Annotated in this window: 19 protein-coding genes; 10 read left to right on the top strand and 9 right to left on the bottom strand. The window is 61.7% G+C overall.

Translation table 11 applies throughout. The features are described 5' to 3' along the window. The first annotated feature begins 69 nt into the window (after positions 1-69). Positions 70-816 (top strand): substrate-binding periplasmic protein, encoded by a 747-nt coding sequence (locus FNU76_RS18435; RefSeq protein ID WP_144279551.1) that lies wholly within the window; start codon positions 70-72, stop codon positions 814-816. 43 nt (positions 817-859) lie between these two features. Here the strand turns inward: FNU76_RS18435 and rfaE1 are convergent, their stop codons facing one another. The 9 genes from rfaE1 to gcvA all read right to left on the bottom strand — a co-directional run bounded on the left by rfaE1 (position 860) and on the right by gcvA (position 10,582). Further along, entirely contained in the window at positions 860-1,798 is a 939-nt protein-coding gene (gene rfaE1, locus FNU76_RS18430; protein WP_373279727.1) for a D-glycero-beta-D-manno-heptose-7-phosphate kinase, read from the bottom strand. Between the two features lie 71 nt (positions 1,799-1,869). Then, positions 1,870-2,571, bottom strand: a complete 702-nt coding sequence (pyrF, locus tag FNU76_RS18425; protein WP_144279549.1) for an orotidine-5'-phosphate decarboxylase — start codon at positions 2,569-2,571, stop codon at positions 1,870-1,872. A 56-nt stretch (positions 2,572-2,627) separates the two neighbouring features. Further along, complete coding sequence (gene lapB, locus FNU76_RS18420) at positions 2,628-3,791, bottom strand: lipopolysaccharide assembly protein LapB (RefSeq protein WP_144279548.1); 1,164 nt, start codon at positions 3,789-3,791, stop codon at positions 2,628-2,630. A 40-nt stretch (positions 3,792-3,831) separates the two neighbouring features. Then, positions 3,832-4,146: a LapA family protein gene (locus tag FNU76_RS18415; RefSeq protein WP_179958180.1), complete on the bottom strand. Its 315-nt coding sequence runs from the start codon at positions 4,144-4,146 to the stop codon at positions 3,832-3,834. 358 nt (positions 4,147-4,504) lie between these two features. Then, positions 4,505-4,792, bottom strand: a complete 288-nt coding sequence (locus FNU76_RS18410; RefSeq protein WP_144279546.1) for an integration host factor subunit beta — start codon at positions 4,790-4,792, stop codon at positions 4,505-4,507. Between the two features lie 24 nt (positions 4,793-4,816). Then, complete coding sequence (rpsA, locus tag FNU76_RS18405; RefSeq protein WP_144279545.1) at positions 4,817-6,520, bottom strand: 30S ribosomal protein S1; 1,704 nt, start codon at positions 6,518-6,520, stop codon at positions 4,817-4,819. Positions 6,521-6,655: 135 nt separating this feature from the next. Further along, on the bottom strand, positions 6,656-7,336 hold the full coding sequence (gene cmk / locus FNU76_RS18400; RefSeq protein ID WP_144279544.1) for a (d)CMP kinase: 681 nt from the start codon (positions 7,334-7,336) through the stop codon (positions 6,656-6,658). Positions 7,337-7,474: 138 nt separating this feature from the next. Continuing rightward, the gene (locus tag FNU76_RS18395; protein WP_144279543.1) at positions 7,475-9,661 is read right to left on the bottom strand and encodes a patatin-like phospholipase family protein; all 2,187 of its coding nucleotides are present in this window, start codon (positions 9,659-9,661) and stop codon (positions 7,475-7,477) included. A gap of 12 nt (positions 9,662-9,673) precedes the next feature. Then, complete coding sequence (gene gcvA / locus FNU76_RS18390; protein ID WP_223879087.1) at positions 9,674-10,582, bottom strand: transcriptional regulator GcvA; 909 nt, start codon at positions 10,580-10,582, stop codon at positions 9,674-9,676. Between the two features lie 27 nt (positions 10,583-10,609). Between gcvA and FNU76_RS18385 the strand changes: the two genes are divergently transcribed. From FNU76_RS18385 to FNU76_RS18350, 9 genes are all read left to right on the top strand, one after another. Further along, positions 10,610-11,086, top strand: coding sequence for a DUF2917 domain-containing protein (locus tag FNU76_RS18385; RefSeq protein WP_144279541.1), 477 nt, complete (start codon positions 10,610-10,612; stop codon positions 11,084-11,086). A gap of 39 nt (positions 11,087-11,125) precedes the next feature. Further along, positions 11,126-11,254: a hypothetical protein gene (locus FNU76_RS24945; protein ID WP_263405630.1), complete on the top strand. Its 129-nt coding sequence runs from the start codon at positions 11,126-11,128 to the stop codon at positions 11,252-11,254. Between the two features lie 120 nt (positions 11,255-11,374). Continuing rightward, positions 11,375-12,016 carry a glutathione S-transferase family protein gene (locus FNU76_RS18380; RefSeq protein ID WP_223879086.1) on the top strand — a complete coding sequence of 214 codons (642 nt, stop codon included), beginning with the start codon at positions 11,375-11,377 and terminating at the stop codon, positions 12,014-12,016. 77 nt (positions 12,017-12,093) lie between these two features. After that, on the top strand, positions 12,094-12,753 hold the full coding sequence (locus tag FNU76_RS18375; protein ID WP_144279540.1) for a glycerophosphodiester phosphodiesterase: 660 nt from the start codon (positions 12,094-12,096) through the stop codon (positions 12,751-12,753). 137 nt (positions 12,754-12,890) lie between these two features. After that, positions 12,891-13,769, top strand: coding sequence for a 4-hydroxy-tetrahydrodipicolinate synthase (gene dapA, locus FNU76_RS18370; protein ID WP_144279539.1), 879 nt, complete (start codon positions 12,891-12,893; stop codon positions 13,767-13,769). Positions 13,770-13,782: 13 nt separating this feature from the next. Beyond that, entirely contained in the window at positions 13,783-14,964 is a 1,182-nt protein-coding gene (gene bamC / locus FNU76_RS18365; RefSeq protein WP_144279538.1) for an NlpB/DapX family lipoprotein, read from the top strand. A gap of 86 nt (positions 14,965-15,050) precedes the next feature. Continuing rightward, on the top strand, positions 15,051-16,910 hold the full coding sequence (locus FNU76_RS18360) for an ABC transporter ATP-binding protein (RefSeq protein WP_223879085.1): 1,860 nt from the start codon (positions 15,051-15,053) through the stop codon (positions 16,908-16,910). A 201-nt stretch (positions 16,911-17,111) separates the two neighbouring features. After that, entirely contained in the window at positions 17,112-19,496 is a 2,385-nt protein-coding gene (locus FNU76_RS24165) for a CehA/McbA family metallohydrolase (RefSeq protein WP_179958179.1), read from the top strand. A 597-nt stretch (positions 19,497-20,093) separates the two neighbouring features. After that, positions 20,094-21,959, top strand: a complete 1,866-nt coding sequence (locus FNU76_RS18350) for a DUF1800 domain-containing protein (protein ID WP_179958178.1) — start codon at positions 20,094-20,096, stop codon at positions 21,957-21,959. Positions 21,960-21,969: the final 10 nt, after the last annotated feature.

The following is a 21,969-nucleotide window of genomic DNA, read 5'->3' as shown; positions in this document are numbered from 1 at the left end:
ATCGGACCGTCGCAATGGTCCGCCAGCGAACTCGGTCAAGCCGGGAGCGCCCGCATATAGTGAAGCAATATGCCCTGCCACCGTCCAGCCATGCGCCTGTCACTCTCTCTATCGTTTTTGTTGCTACTGCCGGCCCATGCATTGGCCGAGCCTTCCATCATCAAGCTCTATACCGAGGAGTTACCGCCCTACAACACGCTACTGCCCGATGGCCGGATCGGTGGCAGCGCCACCCAGAAGGTGGAAGCCATCCTCAAGGATGCCAAGCTCAGCCACACCCTGGAGCTGACTTCCTGGGCAAGGGCGTTTGGCTTGGCCCGCATCCAGGCGAATAGCTGCGTCTACTCGACCGCCCGCACCCCGGAGCGGGAGGCGCAGTTCAAATGGATAGGAGAATTGGCACGTATCGATGGGGTGCTGTTTGCGCTGGCCGACCGGCCGCGCAACAGTCCCGCCACCATGGAAGCGGCCATGGGAACACGGATAGGCGGCTATCACAGCTCGGCCAGCGCCCTTTACATGGTCAAGAAGGGCTACAACGTGATCATGTCGGCCAACCACGATATCTCGCTGAAGAACCTCTTGGCCGGCCGGCTCGACTTCTGGCTGGCCAGCCGTACCACCGGCCAGTTGCTGATCGATAAGCAAGGCGTGAACGGCAAGGTAGTGCCGGTCATCCCGGTGCTCAACCTCGAACTCTACCTTGCCTGTAACGCCGCGATGGAACCGGCCCAAATCCAGCGCCTGCAGCAAAGCTTTGCCCAGTTGCAAGCCGACGGCACCCTGGCCGCGATAGACCGGCAATTCCGCGAATAAGGCACGGGTCGCTCGTGCGGATACCCAGCGCCCGCAGTCCGGCTTAAAGCGCGAACAACTCTTCGGCGGTGGCGACGGCGGTACCCAGCTTGCCGACCACGATGCCGGCGGCCCGATTGGACCAGCGCATCGCTTGCGGCAGGCTTTCACCAGCGGCGAGCATGGCGGCCAAGGTGGCGATCACGGTATCCCCTGCGCCGGACACATCGAATACTTCCTGCGCCACCGTGGGTTCGTGGGTCACCCCGGTGGATTCGAACAGGCTCATGCCTTCCTCCGAGCGCGTCACCAGCAATGCCGCCAGGTCCAGCTCGGTACGCAGGCGCTGGGCGCGTTCGAGCAGGTCATCTTCGTCGCGCCAGCGGCCGGTCACTTCGCGCAATTCGGCCCGATTTGGCGTCAGCAAGGTCGCACCGGCGTAACGCGCATAGTCGTCGCCCTTGGGGTCCACCAAGACCGGCTTACCGGCGACCCTTGCCGCCTCTATCATGGCGCGCACATGGGTCAGGCCGCCCTTGCCGTAGTCGGACAGGACGATTACATCGTGCTGCGGTAGCGCCCGCCGGAATTCATCCAGCTTGGCCGCCAAAACTTCATGGCTGGGGCTGTATTCGAAGTCCAGCCGGATCAATTGCTGCTGGCGGGCGACCACCCGCAGCTTGACGGTCGTGGTGATGCTGGCGTCGCGGTGCAGGCTGGTGTTGACGCCATGCTCGCCCAACAGCCGCTGCAAGGCCGCACCCGCCTCATCGTCGCCGACCACCGACAAAAGCGAGGCCTGCCCGCCGATCGCGGCGATATTGCGCGCGACATTGGCCGCGCCGCCGGCGCGTTCCTCCACCCGGTTGATCTTGGCCACCGGTACCGGTGCCTCGGGCGAAATGCGCTCGACGTCGCCAAACCAGTAACGGTCCAGCATCACATCGCCCACAACCAGGACGCGGGCCGTGGACAATGCCTGGCGTATCGCTTGGTGTTTCATCATGTTCTTCTCAGGCGCAGGGTCGTGTCGGGCCGCCGCACCTTGCCGCGGCCCTCGGACGGTGAAAGGATTTACAAGGCGGCCAGACCGGCCTGTATGGCTTGAAGGGTGGCGAGAGGGTCGTCGCTTTGGGTAATGGGACGGCCTATCACCAGATAATCCGCCCCCGCCGCGACGGCCGCTTCGGGTGTCATGATACGGCTCTGGTCACCCGCCGCACTCCCGGCGGGACGGATGCCTGGCGTCACCAGCTTGAAATCCGCGCCGCAAAGCTTCTTCAAGACCGAGGCTTCCTGGGCCGAACAGACCACGCCATCCATATCGCAATCCAGCGCCAGGCGTGCCAGCAGCGGCACTTGCACGGCGGGTTCGGGCATACCCAGCTCCGCCAGGTCCTCGCCGCTCATGCTGGTCAGCACCGTGACCGCGATCAGCAGCGGCCGGTTCGCTTCACCGTCGATCGCGTCACGCGCCGCCCGCATCATCTTGCTGCCGCCCGAAGCATGTACGTTGACCATCCAGACCCCCAGCCTGGCCGCCGACCTGACGGCCTGGGCAACCGTGTTGGGGATATCGTGGAATTTCAGGTCGAGGAAGACGTCGAAGCCCTTGGCCACCAGCTTTTCAACCAGTTGCGGACCCGCTGCCGTGAACAGTTCCTTGCCCACCTTGAGACGGCACAGTGCAGGATTCACCCGGTCGGCGAACGCCAGCGCCGGCTCGGCCTGCTGGTAGTCGAGCGCAACAATGATTTTCGGGTCGGCAGCGTTCATATGTGGATCTCGTTATTTTTTGACGAAGGGGTAGTCGGCGCCACGGCTGATCGCAATCAAGCGCGGGTGCGCCCGCGGACGGGGAGAAAGCTCTCCCAGTCATTGCACGCCGGGCAGCGCCAGAAATACTGGCGGGCCTTGAAACCACAGGAGGCACAGTGATACATGCTGAGGCCGCGCGTGGACTCCTGGGTCAAGCGCAACATGGTATCGAGTTCGGCCTGGCGTTCCGGCGGCGCGGCCTTGGCCTGCGCTTCCAGCAATTTGAGCAGACCGGTCATATTGGGATTGCGGCGCAATTCCTCGCGCAGCCAATCGTGGGCGGCGGCTTCCGATTCGCTGGCGGCGATCCGCTCGACCACCACGTCGAGCATATCCAGCTCGGGGTAGGTCGAGAGGAAGCCTTTCAACAATACCGTGCCGGCCTCCGCCTTGCCCAGGCGGTCATAGGCATCGAGCAGCTTGCGGGCGGCGAAAGGGAGGAAGCGATGGTCCTGCGACTCGATTTTCAGCCAGGCTTCGATGGCGGCGTCGTAATTGCCTTCGTTGGCGGCCAATTCGCCCAGCAGCAGGTTGGCCCGCACGCATTTGCGGTGCTCGGCCAGCGCGCGCTGCAAGAGCTGGCGTGCTTCGTCCGGCTGCGAGCGGGTAATGGAAGACGTAGCCAGTTCGCAGTAGAACTCGGCGATTTCATGCTGGTAGGTATGGCTGGTATCGCGCAATTGCTGCGCGGTCTCGATCGCCTTCTTCCACTCTTTTTCCTGTTGATAGATATCGAGCAGATGACGGCGGGCGGCGCGGGCAAATTCGGTATCGTCGAGTTTGCCGAATAATTCCTCGGCCCGATCGAACAGGCCCGCCTTCATGAAGTCCAGCGCCAATTCGAACTGGGCGGATTGCTTGTCGTGCAATTTCAGCTCGGGACGGGCCAGCAACTTCTGGTGCATGCGGATGGCGCGCTCGATTTCGCCCTTCTTGCGGAACAGATGGCCCAGGGCGAACTGAAGTTCTATGGTCTCGCTATGATTGCGGGCAAGATCGACGAAGACCTCGACCGCCTTGTCGGTGCGCTCGTTGAGCAGATGGTTCAATCCCTCGAAATACTGGCGCGGCAGCAGTTTAGAGTCCGACAGGATATGGCGGATATCGACCCGCGCGGCCAACCAGCCCAGGCCGAAACAGAGCGGGAACAGTATCAGCCACCAGGCTTCGAATTCCACTAGGACTATCCTTGAAAGTTAGGTAACGGGCCGTGCCTGCTCAGACAACGGCGTCGAGCGGCTCGGACGGTTCGATATGGCTGGCGGTATGGCGGGCAGCAGTCTGGATCTCATAGCGCCGCACTTGCGCACGGCTCTGGTGCAGCTCGCGCCCAAGCCGCTTGAGCGGCAATAGCATGGCAAGCACACCGGCCACCGTACCCGCCATGAAGAAAACCAACAGGATCACGACCAGGGGCGCCTGCCAGGTCAGATCTAGCAAGCCATGCAGATTGACGGCATGGGTATTCTTGATTGCAAAGGCAAACAGAAGCAAAAACAGGACAATCCGGACAAACCAGGCGAGATAGCGCATTCGAGCCTCCCAGAACAAGGCCGCCATTTTAACCTAGGGAAGCAACGAAGTATTGCGCACACTCAAATCGCAGCACACCACCCGGCAATACTCGCAAGGAGTAGGCCGTGGTTGTAAGTCGCTGACGCGCCAACAACCACGCACAGCCGGGTATTCACGGCCCGTGGCGAGTGAACCGTCCCCTCGCTTGATCTAGTCCTACTCCCCCTTACCCGGGCGGCCCCGCCCTCGCCGCCGCGAGGGAGCCTCGCTGACGCTCGTTAGCGCTTTATTTAAGCAGCGTGCTCCAAAAAGAAAAACGCGACCTCTTTCGAAGTCGCGTTTTCTTTTGATGCTTTTGGTACTGAGTCGGCAGGAATCAGGCTTCCTGACCGTCTACTCGCTCACGCAGCTCTTTACCGGCCTTGAAGTGAGGCACGTATTTCTCGGGCACCGCGACTTTCGTCCCGGATTTCGGATTACGGCCCACTCGCGGCGGACGGTAGTTCAGGTCGAAGCTGCCGAAACCCCGAATCTCAATGCGCTGACCACTAGCCAGGCTGGTCGCCATCGCATCGAGTATCGTCTTCACGGCCAACTCCGCATCCTTCGCCACGAGCTGCGGATACCGCTCCGCGAGCTTGGCGATCAGCTCGGACTTGGTCATGGGGCTACCGGAGGGCATCGCGGCTTACTCGGACTGGTTGCCCGACAGCTTTGCCTTCAGCAGCGCACCCAGACTGGTCGTACCTGCGTTACCTGCAGATTCGGACGCGAGCTTGGTCATGGCGGTGGAGTCTTCGGTCGAGTCCTTGGCCTTGATCGACAGGTTGATCGAGCGGTTCTTGCGATCAACGTTGATGATCATGGCTTCGATCTCTTCGCCTTCCTTCAGCACGGTCGCGATGTTTTCGACGCGGTCGCGCGAAACTTCGGTAGCGCGCAGGTAGCCTTCGACTTCTTCGCTCAGCGCGATGATGGCACCCTTGGCATCCATCGACTTGACGGTGCCCTTGACGACAGCGCCCTTGTCGAAGGTCGACACGTAGTTGTTGAAAGGATCGCCTTCCATTTGCTTGATGCCCATGGAGATGCGCTCGCGCTCCACGTCGATGGACAGCACCAGGGCTTCAACTTCGTCGCCCTTCTTGAAGTTGCGTACAGCTTCTTCGCCGGTGAGGTTCCAGGACAGGTCGGACAGATGCACCAGGCCATCGATACCGCCAGGCAGACCGATGAACACGCCGAAGTCGGTGATCGACTTGATGGCGCCGCTGATCTTGTCGCCCTTCTTGTAGGTGGCTTGGAAATCGTCCCACGGGTTGGACATGCACTGCTTCATGCCCAGGCTGATACGGCGACGGTCTTCGTCGATCTCAAGGATCATCACTTCGACTTCATCGCCCAGCTGGACGACCTTGGTCGGGTGGATGTTCTTGTTGGTCCAGTCCATTTCGGACACGTGGACCAGACCTTCGATGCCTTGTTCGATTTCAACGAAGGCGCCGTAGTCGGTGATGTTGGTGACCTTGCCGAACAGGCGGGTGCTGGCAGGGTAACGACGACCCAGGCCCACCCACGGATCTTCGCCGAGCTGCTTGAGGCCCAGGGAAACGCGGTTCTTTTCTTGATCGAACTTCAGTACCTTGGCGGTGACTTCGTCGCCGACGGTCAGTACTTCGGACGGGTGCTTCACGCGACGCCATGCCAGGTCGGTGATGTGCAGCAGGCCATCGATACCGCCCAGGTCCACGAATGCGCCGTAGTCGGTGATGTTCTTGACGATACCCTTGACGGTAGCGCCTTCGGACAGGGTGGACAGCAGCTTGTCACGCTCGGCGCCCATGGTCACTTCGAGCACGGCGCGACGCGATACCACCACGTTGTTGCGCTTGCGGTCGAGCTTGATGACCTTGAACTCGATTTCCTTGCCTTCGAACGGCGTGGTGTCCTTGATCGGACGGATGTCGACCAGCGAACCCGGCAGGAAGGCGCGGATGCCGTTGATCATGACGGTCAGACCGCCCTTGACCTTGCCGGAGATCAGACCGGTCTTGATGATGCCCTGTTCCAGGGCTTCTTCCAGGTCGATCCAGGCGGCCAGGCGCTTGGCCTTGTCGCGCGACAGCTTGGTCTCGCCAAAGCCGTTTTCGACGTGTTCGATGGCAACTTGCACGAAGTCGCCAACCTTGACGTCGATCACGCCTTGGTCGTTACGGAATTCATTGATGTCGATCAGGCTTTCGGACTTCAGGCCTGCATTGACGATCACAACCTTGTCTTCGACCGCAACAACCTCAGCGGTGATTACTTCACCAGCGCGCATTTCCTGGCGCGCGAGGCTTTCCTCGAAGAGGGCGGCAAAACTTTCCATGGAAGAAACTTCGGTAGTCATTTCAGATTTTATCCAGATAGCCCACGTATACGGCCTGTGGGGTCAAGTTGTAAAAGCCACGCCCGCGTTGCGCGGGATATGGCACCTAGGCCGTCGCGCCGATCTGGCATCGGCACGACGGTTTGCCTGATTAATTCAGGCGAAAGCATTTCGCGAGGCGGACTTCCACCAGTCCAGCACCGTCTGCACGGCTATATCGATCGACAACTCGGTGGTATCGAGCAATCGGGCATCGGGCAATTGCTGCAAAGGCGCCACGGTACGGGCCTTGTCGCGGGCATCGCGCTGCTCGATATCCTCTAAGATCCGTGCAATGTTAACCGATTCCCCTTTTGCAATCAACTGCTTATAGCGGCGACTCGCCCGCTCCGCCGCGCCGGCGGTCAGAAACACCTTCAACGATGCGTCGGGAAACACCACCGAACCCATGTCGCGGCCATCCGCCACCAGGCCCGGCAGCTTGGCGAAGTCGCGCTGGCGCTGCAGCAGGGCGGTGCGCACAGCCGGCAGGACCGCCACCTGCGAGGCCCCTTCGCCGACCCGTTCATCACGGATCAGCTCGGTGGCATCCTCGCCTTCCAGCAGGATCATGCCCTCCAGAAAGGTGGCGTCGAGCTGGGCCGCCACGCGGCTGACCGCGAACTCGTCATCCAGGGCGATGCCGCGCCCCCTTGCCGCCAGGGCGGTCAAGCGGTACAGCGCGCCGGAGTCGAGATAGTGCCAACCCAAAGCCGCCGCCACGCGCGCCGCCACCGTCCCCTTGCCCGATGCGGATGGACCATCGATGGCAATGACGGGAATGGGGATCTCAAGCATGGCGCCGCTCCAAGGGTAAGCATATATATAGATGGGTCTTACTTGCCCATATCGGGCGGGCGCGATTGTCTCGCGTCACCGCCGGATTGTCGAATCCGGCGGTCCGGCGGCCCGGTGGCTTTGACCTTCGCGGCGGACTCAAAAGTCCCCATTGATACTCAAGTAGACCCGCCCGCGTTTATTGTCGCCATATGCCACGCCAAAATAAGCCGGCCCCAAACGGGTATCGCTGCCGACGAACACGGCGGAGGAATAGCGCAATCCCGGCCGCAGGAGGCTGGCATCGATAGGCTCCCAAATCTTGGCCGCCTCCAGCGAAACGCCCCAGAAGCCGGCGGTGCCGAATAGCGGCGCCAACCGCGCCACGTCCTTGGAGACCCGTAGCTGCACGCGGCCTATCCGCGCCGCCCGTATCCCGTCCAGGCCGTAGCTGGACAGGCGGAACAAGCCACCGGCGGTGGGCAGGACATGAATGGGCGCATCCTGGCTGGCATCGTATTGCCCGCCCAACAAGACGGACCAATTGCCGAACTGGGCGGCCTGCTTCAACTCGATACTGCCCCGATAGTAGTCGCTGCCACTGCCCAGGCCGGTCATACCACGGTACAGGCCCAGCCGCGCATAGCGGCCGGTGCGCGGATACTGCGCGCTGTCGAGCTGATCGTAGGCCAGGCTCAGATTCACGCCACCCTCCTCGAATGCCCCTTCCGGCATCGCCGGATCGCCGGTGGATCGCGACAGGCGTGCACGGCCGTGCGCCACCCCCAACCGGAACTCGCCCCAACGGCCCCAAAGCGAGCCGATATCCAGGCGCAAGCTGCGTCTATCCAAGCGATATTCGGCGACCCGCTGACTGTTCAAATGGATAGGGAAGCTATCGTTGCCGAAACTCCCCTCCAGCGATACGAACAGTTCGCCGTCACGCGTCAGCGGCTGGTAGATACTGGTATTCATACCGCGCGATTTGCCGATAAAGGCACGCGTCTTCCACTCGCCCCCCAAGGCATTGAGCCAGCTGCGGCGATACTGGGCCGTCAACCGGAAGGCGGCGTCATCGTCGAAATCGGTACGCATGCCCAGGCCCAGGTCCAGGTAGCCTGGCCCCCACGTTTTTTCGCGCGGCAGTAGTTCCAGGATATCGCCCTGCGGGTCGGGGCGCAGGCGGTAGTCGATCTGCTCGAAATCACCCCGTGCGTAGACGTTGGCCAGCTTATCGTGCAAAGCGCGCACATCGAGCGGCTGGTCCAGCTTGACGTCCAGCACTTCCTTCAGCACTTCGGGATTGACATAGCGGGTCGGCTCCACCACCACGGCGCGCACGATACCGGGCTTGAATTCCTTGGTGGCCAACCCCTTGCGCCAGGCGGCGTAGCTCGCTTCGTCCACCTGCAAGGCCAGCAGCTGCGGCAGTGCGGCCTGGGCCGCGACCCGGCCATGATCGACCGCCGCAATGGCCTGATCGAAGGCGGTGGGCGCCAAGCTACCCAGCTCAGGCCGAATCAGCACGTCGCGTTTGCCCAACTGCTGCAGCTGTTGATCAACATTGCGCTGCATCAAGGCGCGCACGGTCTGGTCGGAGATGGATAAGGCATCGGTGGTCTGCTGGCGGGTCAGCAGGGGCGAACCGACATCGACCGCGATCACCACTTCGCCGCACAGCCCACGGGCCACATCCACCGGCAGGTTGCGGGCGATGCCGCCGTCCACCAGCACGCGCGTATCCCGCTCGACCGGCGGAAACACGCCGGGCACCGCCATGCTGGCACGCATGGCGGCGGACAGATCGCCGCGCGACAGCACCACCATCTCGCCGGTCTCCAGATCGGCCGCCACGGCGCGATAGGGCAACGGCAAGCCATCGAAGCTCGACAGGCTGGCATTGTTCACCAGTTGATGGATCATCAGATCAACCTTCTGGGTACCGATCGCACCTTTCGAAAACAGTACCTCGCCCTTGTCCGACAAGCCCAGGCCCATATTCATCAGATTCAGCCCGTCATCCTGCTTGTCGTAATAGCTGCGGCGCTGCCTGGCCGGCCGGTCATCCAGCACCTCGTCCCAGCGTATTTCGCGTACCGCGCGATCCACTTCGGCGGCGGAACGGCCGGTCGAATAGATACCGCCTACCAGGGCGCCCATGCTGGTACCCACCACGCAATCGACCGGTATCCGCGCTTCCTCCAGCACCTTCAACACACCGATATGCGCCAGTCCGCGCGCACCTCCGCCGCCCAGCACCAGGGCGACACGGGGACGCTCCGCCGCGCCGGCGAACGTTGCGCCGATCAAAACCAAGCTCAAAACCAGGGAAAACCTTTTGGGCATTATTGCGATTTCCTAAGCGGATTCCAGCGAGGCGCGCATCTCCGCCTTCAGCCAATCGATAAAGGTCTGCAACACCGGCCGGTGCGGCGGCGGCGTGGGGGTGACCAGCCAGTAGGACCGTTCGTAGGGCAAGGACAGTTCAAACAAACGCAGCAAGCGCCCGGCGCACAGATCATCCTGCACCAGCGATCGCCTTGCCAGTGCAATGCCTTGTCCTTCTATCGCCGCCTGCACCAGCATGCCGGAATCGCTGAACACCAAACCTTGCGAAGGTTCCGGCAAATCCAGCCCGGCCAGTTCGAAATAGGGCTGCCACGGCTCTTCTTCCCCGCGCAAAAGCGAGCGGCCGCGCAGCTCCGCGGGCGTGCGCGGCAGACCGCCCGGCAAGTGCGGGCTGGCCACCACCATGAAGTAATCATCGAAGAAATGCTCGCTGTACACGCCAGGCCATCCCCCCAAACCCATGCGTATGGCGAGGTCTATACCGTCGGTCGCCAATGACTGCAACTGCTTGGACGACTGTACCCATAGTTCCACTTCGCTATTTTGCTCGATAAACCTGCCCAGCCGGGGCGTCAGCCAGCGGGCGGCAAGCGAAGGCAGCGCCGTCACCGTCAGCTTGGGACGTTCGCGCTCGCGCTTGATCGCGTCCAGCTCATTGCCCACGGCAACCAGGAGGCGATTGACGGTGTGGGCCAGGCGGCAACCCTCCGGCGTCAACGCCAGGCCGCGCCCCTGCCGCACAAACAGGCTGTAGCCGAGCTGCGCCTCCAGCGACTTGATCTGATGGCTGACCGCCCCCGGCGTGACGAACAATTCTTCGGCGGCGCGCGCCACGCTACCCGTCCGCGCCGCCGCCTCGAATGCACGCAACGCTGGCAGCGAGGGCAGCTTGCCCGGCATCTCGAATAGTGAATCCAATTCAATATTCCACTGAAAAAGCATCGATTGTCCAACATCCGTCCCGGTCGCAGAATTCGTTTCAAGCGCTGGCCCTATCGGCCTTCAGGAACAAGATGGAAGGAGCGGGAAATGTTGTACGAGTTTATAGAATATGAGCATCGTTTGGCAGCTCGGCAAGTACTGAGCCTCGACAGCACCGACGGCGTCGAGATCATCTGCCGGCAAGGCGGCATCTGGCTGACCGAGGAACAAGGCCCGGATACCTTGCTGCAGAAGGGCGAATGCTATCTGACGCGCGGCCGCGGCCGCCTGGTGATCGAAGCATTGCAAGCCGCTCAGCTGCAAATTCTGCCAAAGCGCGACGCAGGTGCCAACATGATAGCGGGCGTCGCCGCGGCGCTGGGGACGGTGGTCTCGGCAATCCATCGCACCCTGGAACCGCTGGTCGCATTAGCGAAGCACCCGTCGCATATGCATGGCAAGGCACCCGTCAGGGGCGCAGGATGTAATTGCGTTTCATAAGGACCAGGGTCATCTTGAAGAATCGAAAGGAGCCTCATCATGGAGCATCCGTTTGAAGATCAGCATTTAGAGGAAGCACCACATATAGACGATATCTTCGAACCGACCCTGATGATGGCGATCGCGGCTATCCTGCTTGGTTTGGGCATATTCGCGTACTTCTTCTGATGGCGGTGATCGACACGCCGGCCGTCGAGCCGCGACAATCGCTAATCCACCCATTCAGCCGCACAGGGGCCAGGAGCATTCCGGCCCCTGTTTTTATTCCCCCGCACCGAAAGGACCGACGTGATCCAACTGCATTATTCGCCCGGCACCGCCAGCATGACCCCGCATATCCTGCTTGAAGAGCTAGGACTGCCCTTCACGCTGATCGAGGTGGACCAGGCGGGCGGCGAGCTCGATTCGCCCGCCTATCGCCGCCTCAATCCAAATGGCTTGATCCCGGTGCTGGCGGAGGGTGATCTGGTGCTGTACGAGACGGCCGCCATCTGCCTGCACCTGCTGGACAACCATCCCGCCGCCGGCTTGGCACCGCTCCCCGGCAGCGTTGAGCGGGCGCATTTCTATAAATGGCTGAGCTGGCTGTCCACCACCTTGCAGCCCACCATGATCGCCTACTTCTACGCCAGCCGCTGGGCGGACGAACCCGCCGCGATCGCGCAGGTCAAGGCGCATGCCGAGCAAAAGGCGACCAATCTGCTGCAACAACTGGAGGACCAGCTGGCCGGCCACGGACAAGCCTGGCTGCTGGGAGACCGCTTCAGCGCCGTCGATATCTACGCCTTCATGCTGTGCCGCTGGACACGGAATTTTTCCAGGCCCGCCCGTTCGCTGCCGCGCCTGGGCGAGTATTTGCAGCGCGTGCTGGCCCGACCGGCGGTCCAACGCGCCATTGCACGCGAGGGACTGCAGGCACCCCTGGTCTGAACACGGTTTTCAGAGAGGCAAGTAAGCGATACGATTTGCTAAACTGAAGGCAATCCAAGCACGGATCCAGGACATTCATGCATCTGCTCGCTCACCGTGGTTACCACGCCCACTGCCCCGAAAACACCCTGGATGCCTTCGCCGCCGCCTTGCTGCTGGGCTTCGAGGGCATCGAGACCGATGTGCGGGTCAGCGCCGACCAGGAAGCTGTACTGTTCCATGACCGCGTCGCCAGGAACGGCCAGCCGGTCGCGGCGCTGACCCGGCGGCAACTGTCCGATGTCTGCGGCTATAGCGTGCCGACCCTGGCAGAGGCCTTGAATGCTTTCCCCCATACCTTGTGGAATATCGAGATCAAGACGCCGGCCGCCGCCAGCCTGGCCTTGCCTATCCTGGCCGGCTTCGAGACCAGCCACCAATTGCTGATCACCTCTTTCCGCCATGAAGTGGTGCTCGCCGCCGCCGAACTGTTGAGCGTGGAATGCGGTTTTCTCAGCGCCCATCGCCCCGCCGCCATCAACAGCATGCTGCACGCTGCCCTGCCCCACCGTAATCTGCGTACCCTGGTGTGGGATTGCGAGATCGTCGATCCCGATATCATCCGCCAAGCCAATGCATTGGGCTTTCGCAACGCCGTCTATGGTGCCAAAACTGCATATGAGCACCAACTGATGCGCGAATTCGGCGTGCATGCCATCATCACCGACTATCCCCAGCATGTCGGCCTGAGCAAGTAGCAGCCTGGCTTGCGGGATATACCCGGTTTTTTGCGGTAAAAATTGAACCCACCGACCGATCCACTGTCGTTACCACGTTCACGGCGTTCGGTTAGAATCGCTGCTTTCACTCATTGCGCCCCTCACGGATCCACATCATGTTGAACGGCAGTCTGGTTGCACTTGTAACTCCGATGTTCGAGGACGGCAGCCTCGATTTCGCCAGCTTGAACAAGCTGGTTGAATTCCATATCGCCGCCGGCACCGCCGGTATCGTCGCGGTCGGCACCACCGGCGAATCCGCCACCGTGGACGTCGAAGAACATATCGCCGTGGTCAAAGCCACGGTTGCCGCCGCTGCGGGCCGCCTCAAGGTGATTGCCGGCACTGGTGCCAACTCGACCCGCGAAGCCATCGAGCTGTCGCGCCAGGCGAAAGCCGCCGGCGCCGATATGACACTGTCGGTCGTGCCGTACTACAACAAACCGACCCAGGAAGGCCTCTACCAGCACTTCAAGGCCATTGCCGAAGCGGTCGATATCGACATGATCCTCTACAACGTGCCCGGCCGCACCAGCGCCGACATGAGCAATGACACCGCGCTGCGGCTGGCTTCGCTGCCGCGCATCGTCGGCCTGAAGGACGCCACCGGCGATATCGGCCGCGCCGCCGACCTGTGCATGCGCGCCCCCGAAGGATTCGCGCTCTATTCCGGCGACGATGCCACCTCGCTGGCCTTCATGCTGCTGGGCGGCCACGGCGTGATCTCGGTTACCGCCAATATCGCCCCCAAGCTGATCAACGAGATGTGCGCTGCCGCACTGCGCGGCGATATCGCCGCCGGCCGGGCCGCCAACGATAAACTGCAAGCCCTGCACAAGCATCTGTTCATCGAAGCCAACCCCATTCCAAGCAAGTGGGCCTTGAACAAGATGGGCATGATACCCGCCGGTATCCGCCTGCCTCTCACCCCGCTGGCCAGCGCCAGCGAAGCCCCCGTGCGCGCCGCCCTGCGGCAAGCTGGTATCGAAATCTAAAGGCCTTCCAGACATGATTCGTTCCACCCGTACCGCGGCGGCCATCACGCTCGCCCTGCTGGCAACCGGCTGCTCCAATACCAAATTCCACGTGCCATTCATGGGTGACGACAAGCCCGAGACGCCGGAATATGCCCAGGCCCGCGACGCCATCAAGAACCGACCGCTGGAATTGCCGCCGGATCTCTCGGCCCCGGCCATCAGCACCGCTTACAGCATTCCCGGCCTCACCGGCGTCACGCTGACCGAATCCGGCAAGAAAGCACTGGAAGACGGCGTGCTGATGCCCAAGTTCGACAAGGTCCGCATGGAGAGCACCGGCGGCCAGCGCTGGCTGGTGGTCAGCGCCCCGGCCGAGACCATCTGGCCGCAAGCCCGCCAATTCTGGCTGGATCAAGGCTTCAAGCTGACCACGGACAGCCCCGCTACCGGCATCCTGGTGACCGATTGGCACGAAGAGCGTCCCGATCTGCCGGTAGGCGGCATTCGCGCCGCCCTGCAACGCGGCCTGAAGACGCTGTATTCGACCGGCATGGTGGACCAGTACCGCATGCGTATCGAGCGCGGCAGCGATGCCGGCACCACCGAAATCTATATCAGCCACCGCCGCATGGAAGAAAACTATGTGGGCCAGAACCGCGAAGATACGCGCTGGACGGTGAGCCCCGCCGATCCCGAGCGCGAAGCCACCCAGCTGAAGAAGTTGCTGGTTCGCCTTGGCGTCAGCGCGGATACGGCCGGCCAGGTGGTCAGCACCGTCACCAAGCAAGCCATCGACCACGCCGCGCCGGCAAGCAGTACCGGCGCCAGCCGCGCCAGCACCGTCACCATGGCGGACGGCAAGCGTGCGATCGCCCTGGAAGAGAACTTCGACCGCGCCTGGCGCCGTGTCGGCCTGGCGCTGGAACGTGCCGGCTTCAGCATTCATGACCGCGACCGTTCGCTGGGCGTCTATTACGTACGCCCTGGCGTCCTGCAGCAAAGCAAGGACGACAGCAGCTTCCTCAGCAAGCTGGCGTTCTGGAAGAGCGAAGAAAAGTCCACCGAAGCCAGCTACAAGGGCCCGGAATACGTGGTGGTGGTCTCCGGCAAGGACGCCAAGACCACGGTGAGGGTCAGCGGCAAGGATGGCACCGCACTGCCTGATGCCAGCGCCAATAGCCTGCTCGATCCGCTGCTGGTCGAGCTTCGCTAGTCGCCGGCAACTCAAAAAATGCCGCCGAGGGAAACCCGGCGGCTTTTTTTCGTCCAGTGCGCCGCAAAACCAGGCCCGGCGCGGTCATGAAGGTTTATGAAACGGCGAGAACGCGCTATCGTTCGTGGCCCACCCGCTCGCCATTCTCCCCCATGCACCCGCTCAAGAAACTATTCAGCTATGCCGGCGCTTACCGACGCGACTTCCGGTTCGCCACGCTCTACTCCATCGTCAATAAATTCTTCGATATCCTCCCCGAGGTATTGATCGGCGTAGCGGTCGATATCGTCGTCAACGGCGACAAGAGTTTCCTGGCCAAGCAAGTGCTGGGCGGCTTCGGCATTACCGATACCTGGCACCAGCTGATCCTGCTTGGCGTGCTGAACGTCATGATCTGGGGTGGCGAATCCTTTTTCGAATACCTGCTCAGCGTGAAATGGCGCAATCTGGCGCAAAACCTGCAGCACGATCTGCGGCTGGACACCTATCGCCATGTGCAGAAGCTGGAGATGGCCTACTTCGAGAATCAGCGCACCGGCAATCTGATGTCCATCCTCAATGAGGATATCAACCAGATGGAGCGCTTCCTCAACGGGGGCGCCAACCAGATCATCCAGGTGGTCTGCTCCTCCATCATGGTCAGCGCGGTATTTTTCGCCCTGCAACCATCGCTGGCGCTGATCTCCCTGCTGCCGGTACCGGCCATCCTGATCGGTGCGTTCTGGTTCCAGAAACGGCTGGCCCCGCGCTATGCCGAAGTACGGGTCGCCGCCGGCGATGTCAGCGCCCGTCTCAATAACAATCTGCTGGGCCTGGCAACCATCAAGGCCTTCGCCACCGAAGGTTTCGAAGCAAGGCATATCGAAGAAGCCAGCGATGGCTACCGCAAGGCCAATGCCCGTGCCATCCGCGTCAGCTCCGCCATTACCCCGGTCATTCGCATGGCCATCCTGGCCGGCTTCACTGCTACCCTGGTGTATGGCGGCTGGCTCACCCTGCATGGTGAGCTGGCGGTGGGCGCCTACTCGGTGCTGGTGTTCCTGACCCAGCGTCTGCTGTGGCCATTGACCGGCCTGGCCGAAGTGGCGGATATGTATCAACGCTCCATGGCAGCCATCGATCGCGCCATGGACCTGCTCAACACCCCCATCAATATCCCTTACGAGGGTCGCCACTTCCCGGTCGAGGCGGCCAAGGGCGAGCTGCGCTTCGAACAGGTCGGCTTTTCCTACGGCGAAACGCCGACTTTGACCGAGATCGACCTGCAGATTCCCGCCGGCAAGACCGTGGCCTTTGTCGGTTCCACCGGATCGGGCAAGTCCACCCTGGTGAAGTTGCTGCTGCGCTTCTATACCGCCAATGCCGGCCAGATCCTGCTCGACGGACAGCGCATCGATGAGCTGAATCTGCAGGATCTGCGCCGCGCCATCGGCTATGTCGCGCAGGACAGCTTCCTGACCGACGGCACCGTGGCCGACAATATCGGCTATGGCATGGACGACGTCAGCGATGCCGATATCGCCGCCGCCGCCCGTGCCGCCGAGGCCACCGAGTTCATTGAAAAGCTGCCATTGGGTTTTGCCACCCGCATCGGCGAACGCGGCCAGAAGTTGTCCGGCGGCCAACGCCAGCGCCTGGCCCTGGCCCGGGCGATCCTCAAGAACCCACCCATCCTGATCCTGGACGAAGCCACCAGCGCGGTGGACAACGAAACCGAGGCGGCCATCCAACGCAGCCTGGATGTGGTCAGCCGCAACCGCACCACCATCGTGATCGCCCATCGCCTTTCCACCATTCGCCAAGCCGATTGCATCTATGTAATGGAAAATGGCCGCATCACGGAAAGTGGCCGGCACGAGGCATTGCTTGCACAGAATGGTGCTTATGCGGCGCTGTGGCGCTTGCAGACCGGCGAACGTTCGGCCAATACCGCCATCCCCGCCTGAACTGCCGGCATAGTTAAAATCGATTGTTGAAAAAAAACGCCGACGCTTCCCCGCGTCGGCGTTTTGCCATGTTTGTTTGCCGCAACGTCGCCGGCATAGTTAAAAATAAATTTTCAAATTGTAATATCGGTATCAACCGTCACCCCTAGAATGCGGCGCCCGCCGACAAACGATTTGGCCGGGAGTCAATTAGGGGAAGTCATGAGTATTCGCAAAAAGCCGCAGCATAAGCTGCGCTGGCTGGCATTGGCCGCATCCATCGCCCTCGCCAGTGCTCACGCCGCCACACCGGGCAGCAAAGACCCGGACCATTTTGAATTCGAAGCAACACTGACCGCGCCTTTCAACTCGGCCGAAGCCGGTGGCGCACGCCGCTTCACCATGCAGTTCAGCTACCCGGGTGCGCGCTATCTGCAGACCGTGGCCTGGCAACTGGAACTGCTGGCGCCGAACGGCGCCGTGATCGAGCGCTGGCTGGATGAATCGAGCTACCGAGGCAAACCGCTTACCGTGGAAGTACCCTGGGCAGGCCGTGCCGCCGGCAAGGCCCTGGCCGACGGAATCTACCGGGTAAGAATGAGCAGCACTATCATCGACCCGCTGCAAGCCGGCGCCATCGCCGGCGACAAATCGGCACGCGTGGCACGCATCCTGGCGCAGGCCCGTGGCCATGATCTGATACAGCAAAGCTGGGATATCCAGCTGGGCAGGCCGGCCAAGCCAGCGATGGCCCGCTTTACGGCACTGCCCACCGCCGCGACCGCGGGCAAGGCGCGCCGCGCCATGCGGATTGCCGCCACACCGGCCGGCAATGCGCTCCCCTACACCGTTTACTACGGCAATCTGCACAGCCAGACCAACGATTCGGACGGCGGTGGCGTGGTTGAGACCTGCTCCTCCTCGCAAGGCGCGCAAACCGGCCAATTCGGACCGGCCGATGCCTACGCCTATGCCGATGAACACGGCCTGGACTTCCTGATGACCTCGGAGCACAACCATTACTTCGATGGTTCGTCCGGCACCAAGGCCAGCACCAGCGCAGCCACCGCACGCGACCGCTACCGTGCAGGCGTAAATTCCGCCGCCAGCTACAACATCAATCACAGCGACTTCCTGGCGATCTACGGCATGGAATGGGGCGTCATCAGCAATGGCGGCCATTTGAATATCCTCAACAGCAACGAACTGCTGGGCTGGGAATACAATGCCGCCAAGGAACTGCTGGCCGATCGCTTTACCGCCAAGAGCGATTACCAGGCGCTCTACGCCGTGATGCGCCAGCAGGGCCTGCTGGGCCAGTTCAATCATCCGGAAAGAAGCGGACAGTTTGTCGTAGGCGGTAAGTCATTGGGTTTCAGTGCCGATGGCGATGCCGTCATGGCCCTGGCGGAAATCGCCAACACCTCGGCGTTTTCCAACGACACCACCGAGTCCGAAACCCATCTCAGCAATTATGAATCGGCTTTCAACCTGATTCTCGAACGTGGCTTCCATGTCGCCCCCACCAGCAACCAGGACAATCACTGCGCCAATTGGGGCATGTCGTCCACCAATCGCACCGCCGTCCTGATCCCTACCGGCGTGGCGTTCAACCAGGCCAGTTTCCTGGACGCAATCCGTGCGCGCCGGGTGTTCGCCACCATGGACAAACAATCGCAGCTTATCCTCAGCGGCAATGGCCACTTGATGGGGGAACGCTTCAACAACAGCGGCCCCTTGCAGCTGACCGCCAATTTCGCCAATAGCGCGGGCCGCGGCGTCAGCCAGGTCGAGATCTTCGAAGGGGTACCCGGCCGCGACGGCACCGTCAGCCTGCTGACCAACCAGGCGAGCATCAGCTTTACCCCTACCGCAGGCGAGCACTTCTACTACGCCAAGCTGACCCAGGACGACGGCAAGCTGCTCTGGTCGGCCCCCATCTGGATCAACCAGGCTGGCGGTAGCGACACCACCGCACCACAAGTCACTGCAACCGTCACGGGCAGCAGCGGCGCCATCCAGCTGGCGGCCAATGCCAGCGACGATGTGGGCGTTACCGGCGTTGATTTCCTGGTGGATGGCGAATTGCGCGGTAGCGATGCCACCCTGCCTTTTTCCATCTCCCTGGATTCGACCGGTCTGAGCGATGGTAGCCACACGGTATTGGCACGGGCTTTTGACGCCGCCGGCAATGAAGGCCGCTCCCCCAGCCTGGTATTCAATATCGCCAATGGTGGCGGCAGTGGCGCCGAAACCGAACCGAACGGTACGCTGGCCGGCGCCAATGTATTGAGCGCCAACCAGACCAAGGTCAGCGCCAGCATGGGCAACAGCAGGGACAAGGATTTTTTCCGCCTGACGCTCAAGCCGAATGAAACCCTGCGGGTAGATATGACCGGGCCGACCGGTAGCGACTATGAGCTGTATCTGCTTAACGAAAGCGGCCAGCAATTGCTGGCATCCGAAGGCAGCACCGCAACCGAGTCGCTCAGCTACCGCAGTGGCGCGGTCAGCCAGGTCGTCTATATCAAGGTCAGCGCCTACGCAGGCGGCGGAAAGGCCTACACCTTGTCGATCGCCTATTCGACGCCAACGGCCCGGAAGTAGCAGGGTCTTGTAGCGGCTTAGCGCCGCTGGTCCGCGGAAGCGCTTCCACCGCAGAAGCGCCCCTGCGGACCAGCAGGCCTGAACGGGGATTGCTTCTCCCCATCATTCAAGCCTTCTCGCTAATCGTGGCCATGGTTACGGGCCAAGAGTGATTCAAAAACAGATAGGTTATTGCCGTTTACGAAAGCAACAGATTCACGTGATCAATAGGATGCGCCATCCAGAAAAATGACACGCGAACATGCTGAAGCTCACAAACAAGCAAGCAACTGATCGACGTACGATCAAGCCAATCCTCACCGGAGGATGGCTGCTTCGACTTGTCACCCTCGCTTACCCTCCCCCCGCATCCCTCCAGCAGGAAGCGATTTTCCACGCTTCACTACCGCATTCCGCCCCGTCTTTCTGCCTTGGAGCAGTCTGCCGAAGCAGCTGAAAGGCGCTTACGCGCTCGCCCCCGCCGCTCGATAGCAGACTCATCAGCAATACAAATCAAGTACTTATAGAAAAATACCGCTTTTCAAGGAGAAATTTTACTGTTAGAGTTTTAGCCATATTAGTAAAACATAATTTACTGGTGGAAAAATGAACGCACTGATGAACAAGCAACTCTCCGGCCTTGGCCTGCTTTCCCTTCTGGTACTCGCCGGCTGCGGCAGCGGCAGCGAAACATCCAAGGAAACCACACCGCCGGTCGCCGATGCGATCGACCATCTTGCGAGCCAGGCGCAACCCGCCGTTGCCAGTGGCGGCTTCCCGGTACTGGAACGCCCTGTCGCGCTGTCCGCCGTCAGCGTTCCCGATGCGCGCGTGGTGGATGATGCGACCTGGGATGAAACCGCCGTGCGCAAGGTGTTGCAGGTATTTGCCTGGGGGGGCCAACCTACCGATCAGCAGATCACGCTCTGGGCCAATATGAGCCCGCGTGCCGCCATCGACGAGATCCTCACCTTTGCGCCGACCAATCCCAAGCTGTCGCCAGCCGGCGAAGCGAATGTGCTGGGCAATGGCGATGGCAGCCTGAAATCGCTGGGTGCATACTGGAGTGGCAGCAGCAGCCCCTTCCCGGTCCGGCGCCGTTACGAGTTCGTATTCGATTACTGGCGCGCCCCGCACGCCATCATGCTGCAAGCTGCCCAGACGCGTGGCTTGAACCCGGTGCGCTATCGCATCGGCGCATGGGAAGTGAGCTACCACATGGTCGCCAACACCAACGCGACCATCGCGTGGAAGCAGGCCGGCACCATGTATGACGCGATCCAGACCGCCCTGACCGCCGGCCGTCCCTATGCCGAAGTAATGGCCGAAGCCGCGACCAGCGCCGCGATCACCCGTCAATACCAGACCTACGACAACCGCATCAAGAATGGCAGCTTCCAGGGCAACGAAGACTTTGCCCGCGAATTTCACCAACTGTTCTTCGGCGTGCTGGGCACCAGCCAAGCCGTCGACACACAAGGCGATTATCACGAATCGGTAACGGTCAAGAACACCGCGCGGATGCTGACCGATATCACCCTGCCGGTTTGGGATGACACCACGGTTCGCTTCGGTACCCAGAACCACAACACCGGTGCATTGGAAATCCTGCACCAGAACGTGGCCGGCGCCAGCGCCCGCGACAAGATCTTTGCCCTGGCCAAGATGGAAATCGTCCACCCGGACAGCCTGGCGAACCTGCCTATCATGATTGCGCAAGGACTGGCCGACGACACCCTGGCGAAGAACGACACCGCCACCGAAGCCAAGAAGGCGGAACTGCGCCAGATCTGGGCCAAACTGGCCGACAAGCCGAACGGGCTGCTGCTGTTCCTGCGCACCTACGCGATCTCGCAGCAGTTCCACAGTGCAGCACGGGTCAAGTACTGGACCCCGCTGGACCACCACATGATGGCGGGCAACGGCCAGACCCTGAGCCAGAAGGAAGCCTTGATCGCGCTGTACGAGCCCACCTGGGTCAACGGTGTGCGCAATCGTGACGAGTACGTGGTGTTCAACCCGACCAACAATGTGTTCGGCCATACCACCGGAGTGGATGCCTCGCAGAACGCCGATGTGTTCCGGGCCTTCTACAACCGCGCCGTCAACGAATACAACGGCAACGCCCGCTACGGCAGCTACAGCGATCAGGCCGGCGTAAGCGGCCGCAAGGATTGGGCCAGCGTGGCCCCACGCAACAAAGCCGGTGCCTATGATGTAAAGAGCACGGCGGAATGGCTGTGGCAGCGCTTTATCGCCGATGGCTTGAAGAATTTCGGTACCGAAGAGCGCCAGCAGGTCTATGCCTTGCTGGGAGGAGGAACGAATGCGGTGGCCGGCGCCAATCTCGACCAGCTCGGCGCGCAGACCGTAAGCCTCGCCACCAGCGATAGCCGCCAGCACGATGCCGCCAATCTGCGCATGAACATGGCCATAGGATTCATCCTCGCCACCCCCTACGCCATGGTGCAACAGGGCCGCTGAATCGGCCGGT

The sequence above is a fragment of the Chitinimonas arctica genome, from assembly GCF_007431345.1.
Taxonomy (GTDB): Bacteria; Pseudomonadota; Gammaproteobacteria; order Burkholderiales; family Chitinimonadaceae; genus Chitinimonas; species Chitinimonas arctica.
The sequence above is the reverse complement of the archived record's forward strand: the minus strand, read 5'-3'. Positions and strand labels throughout refer to the sequence as shown.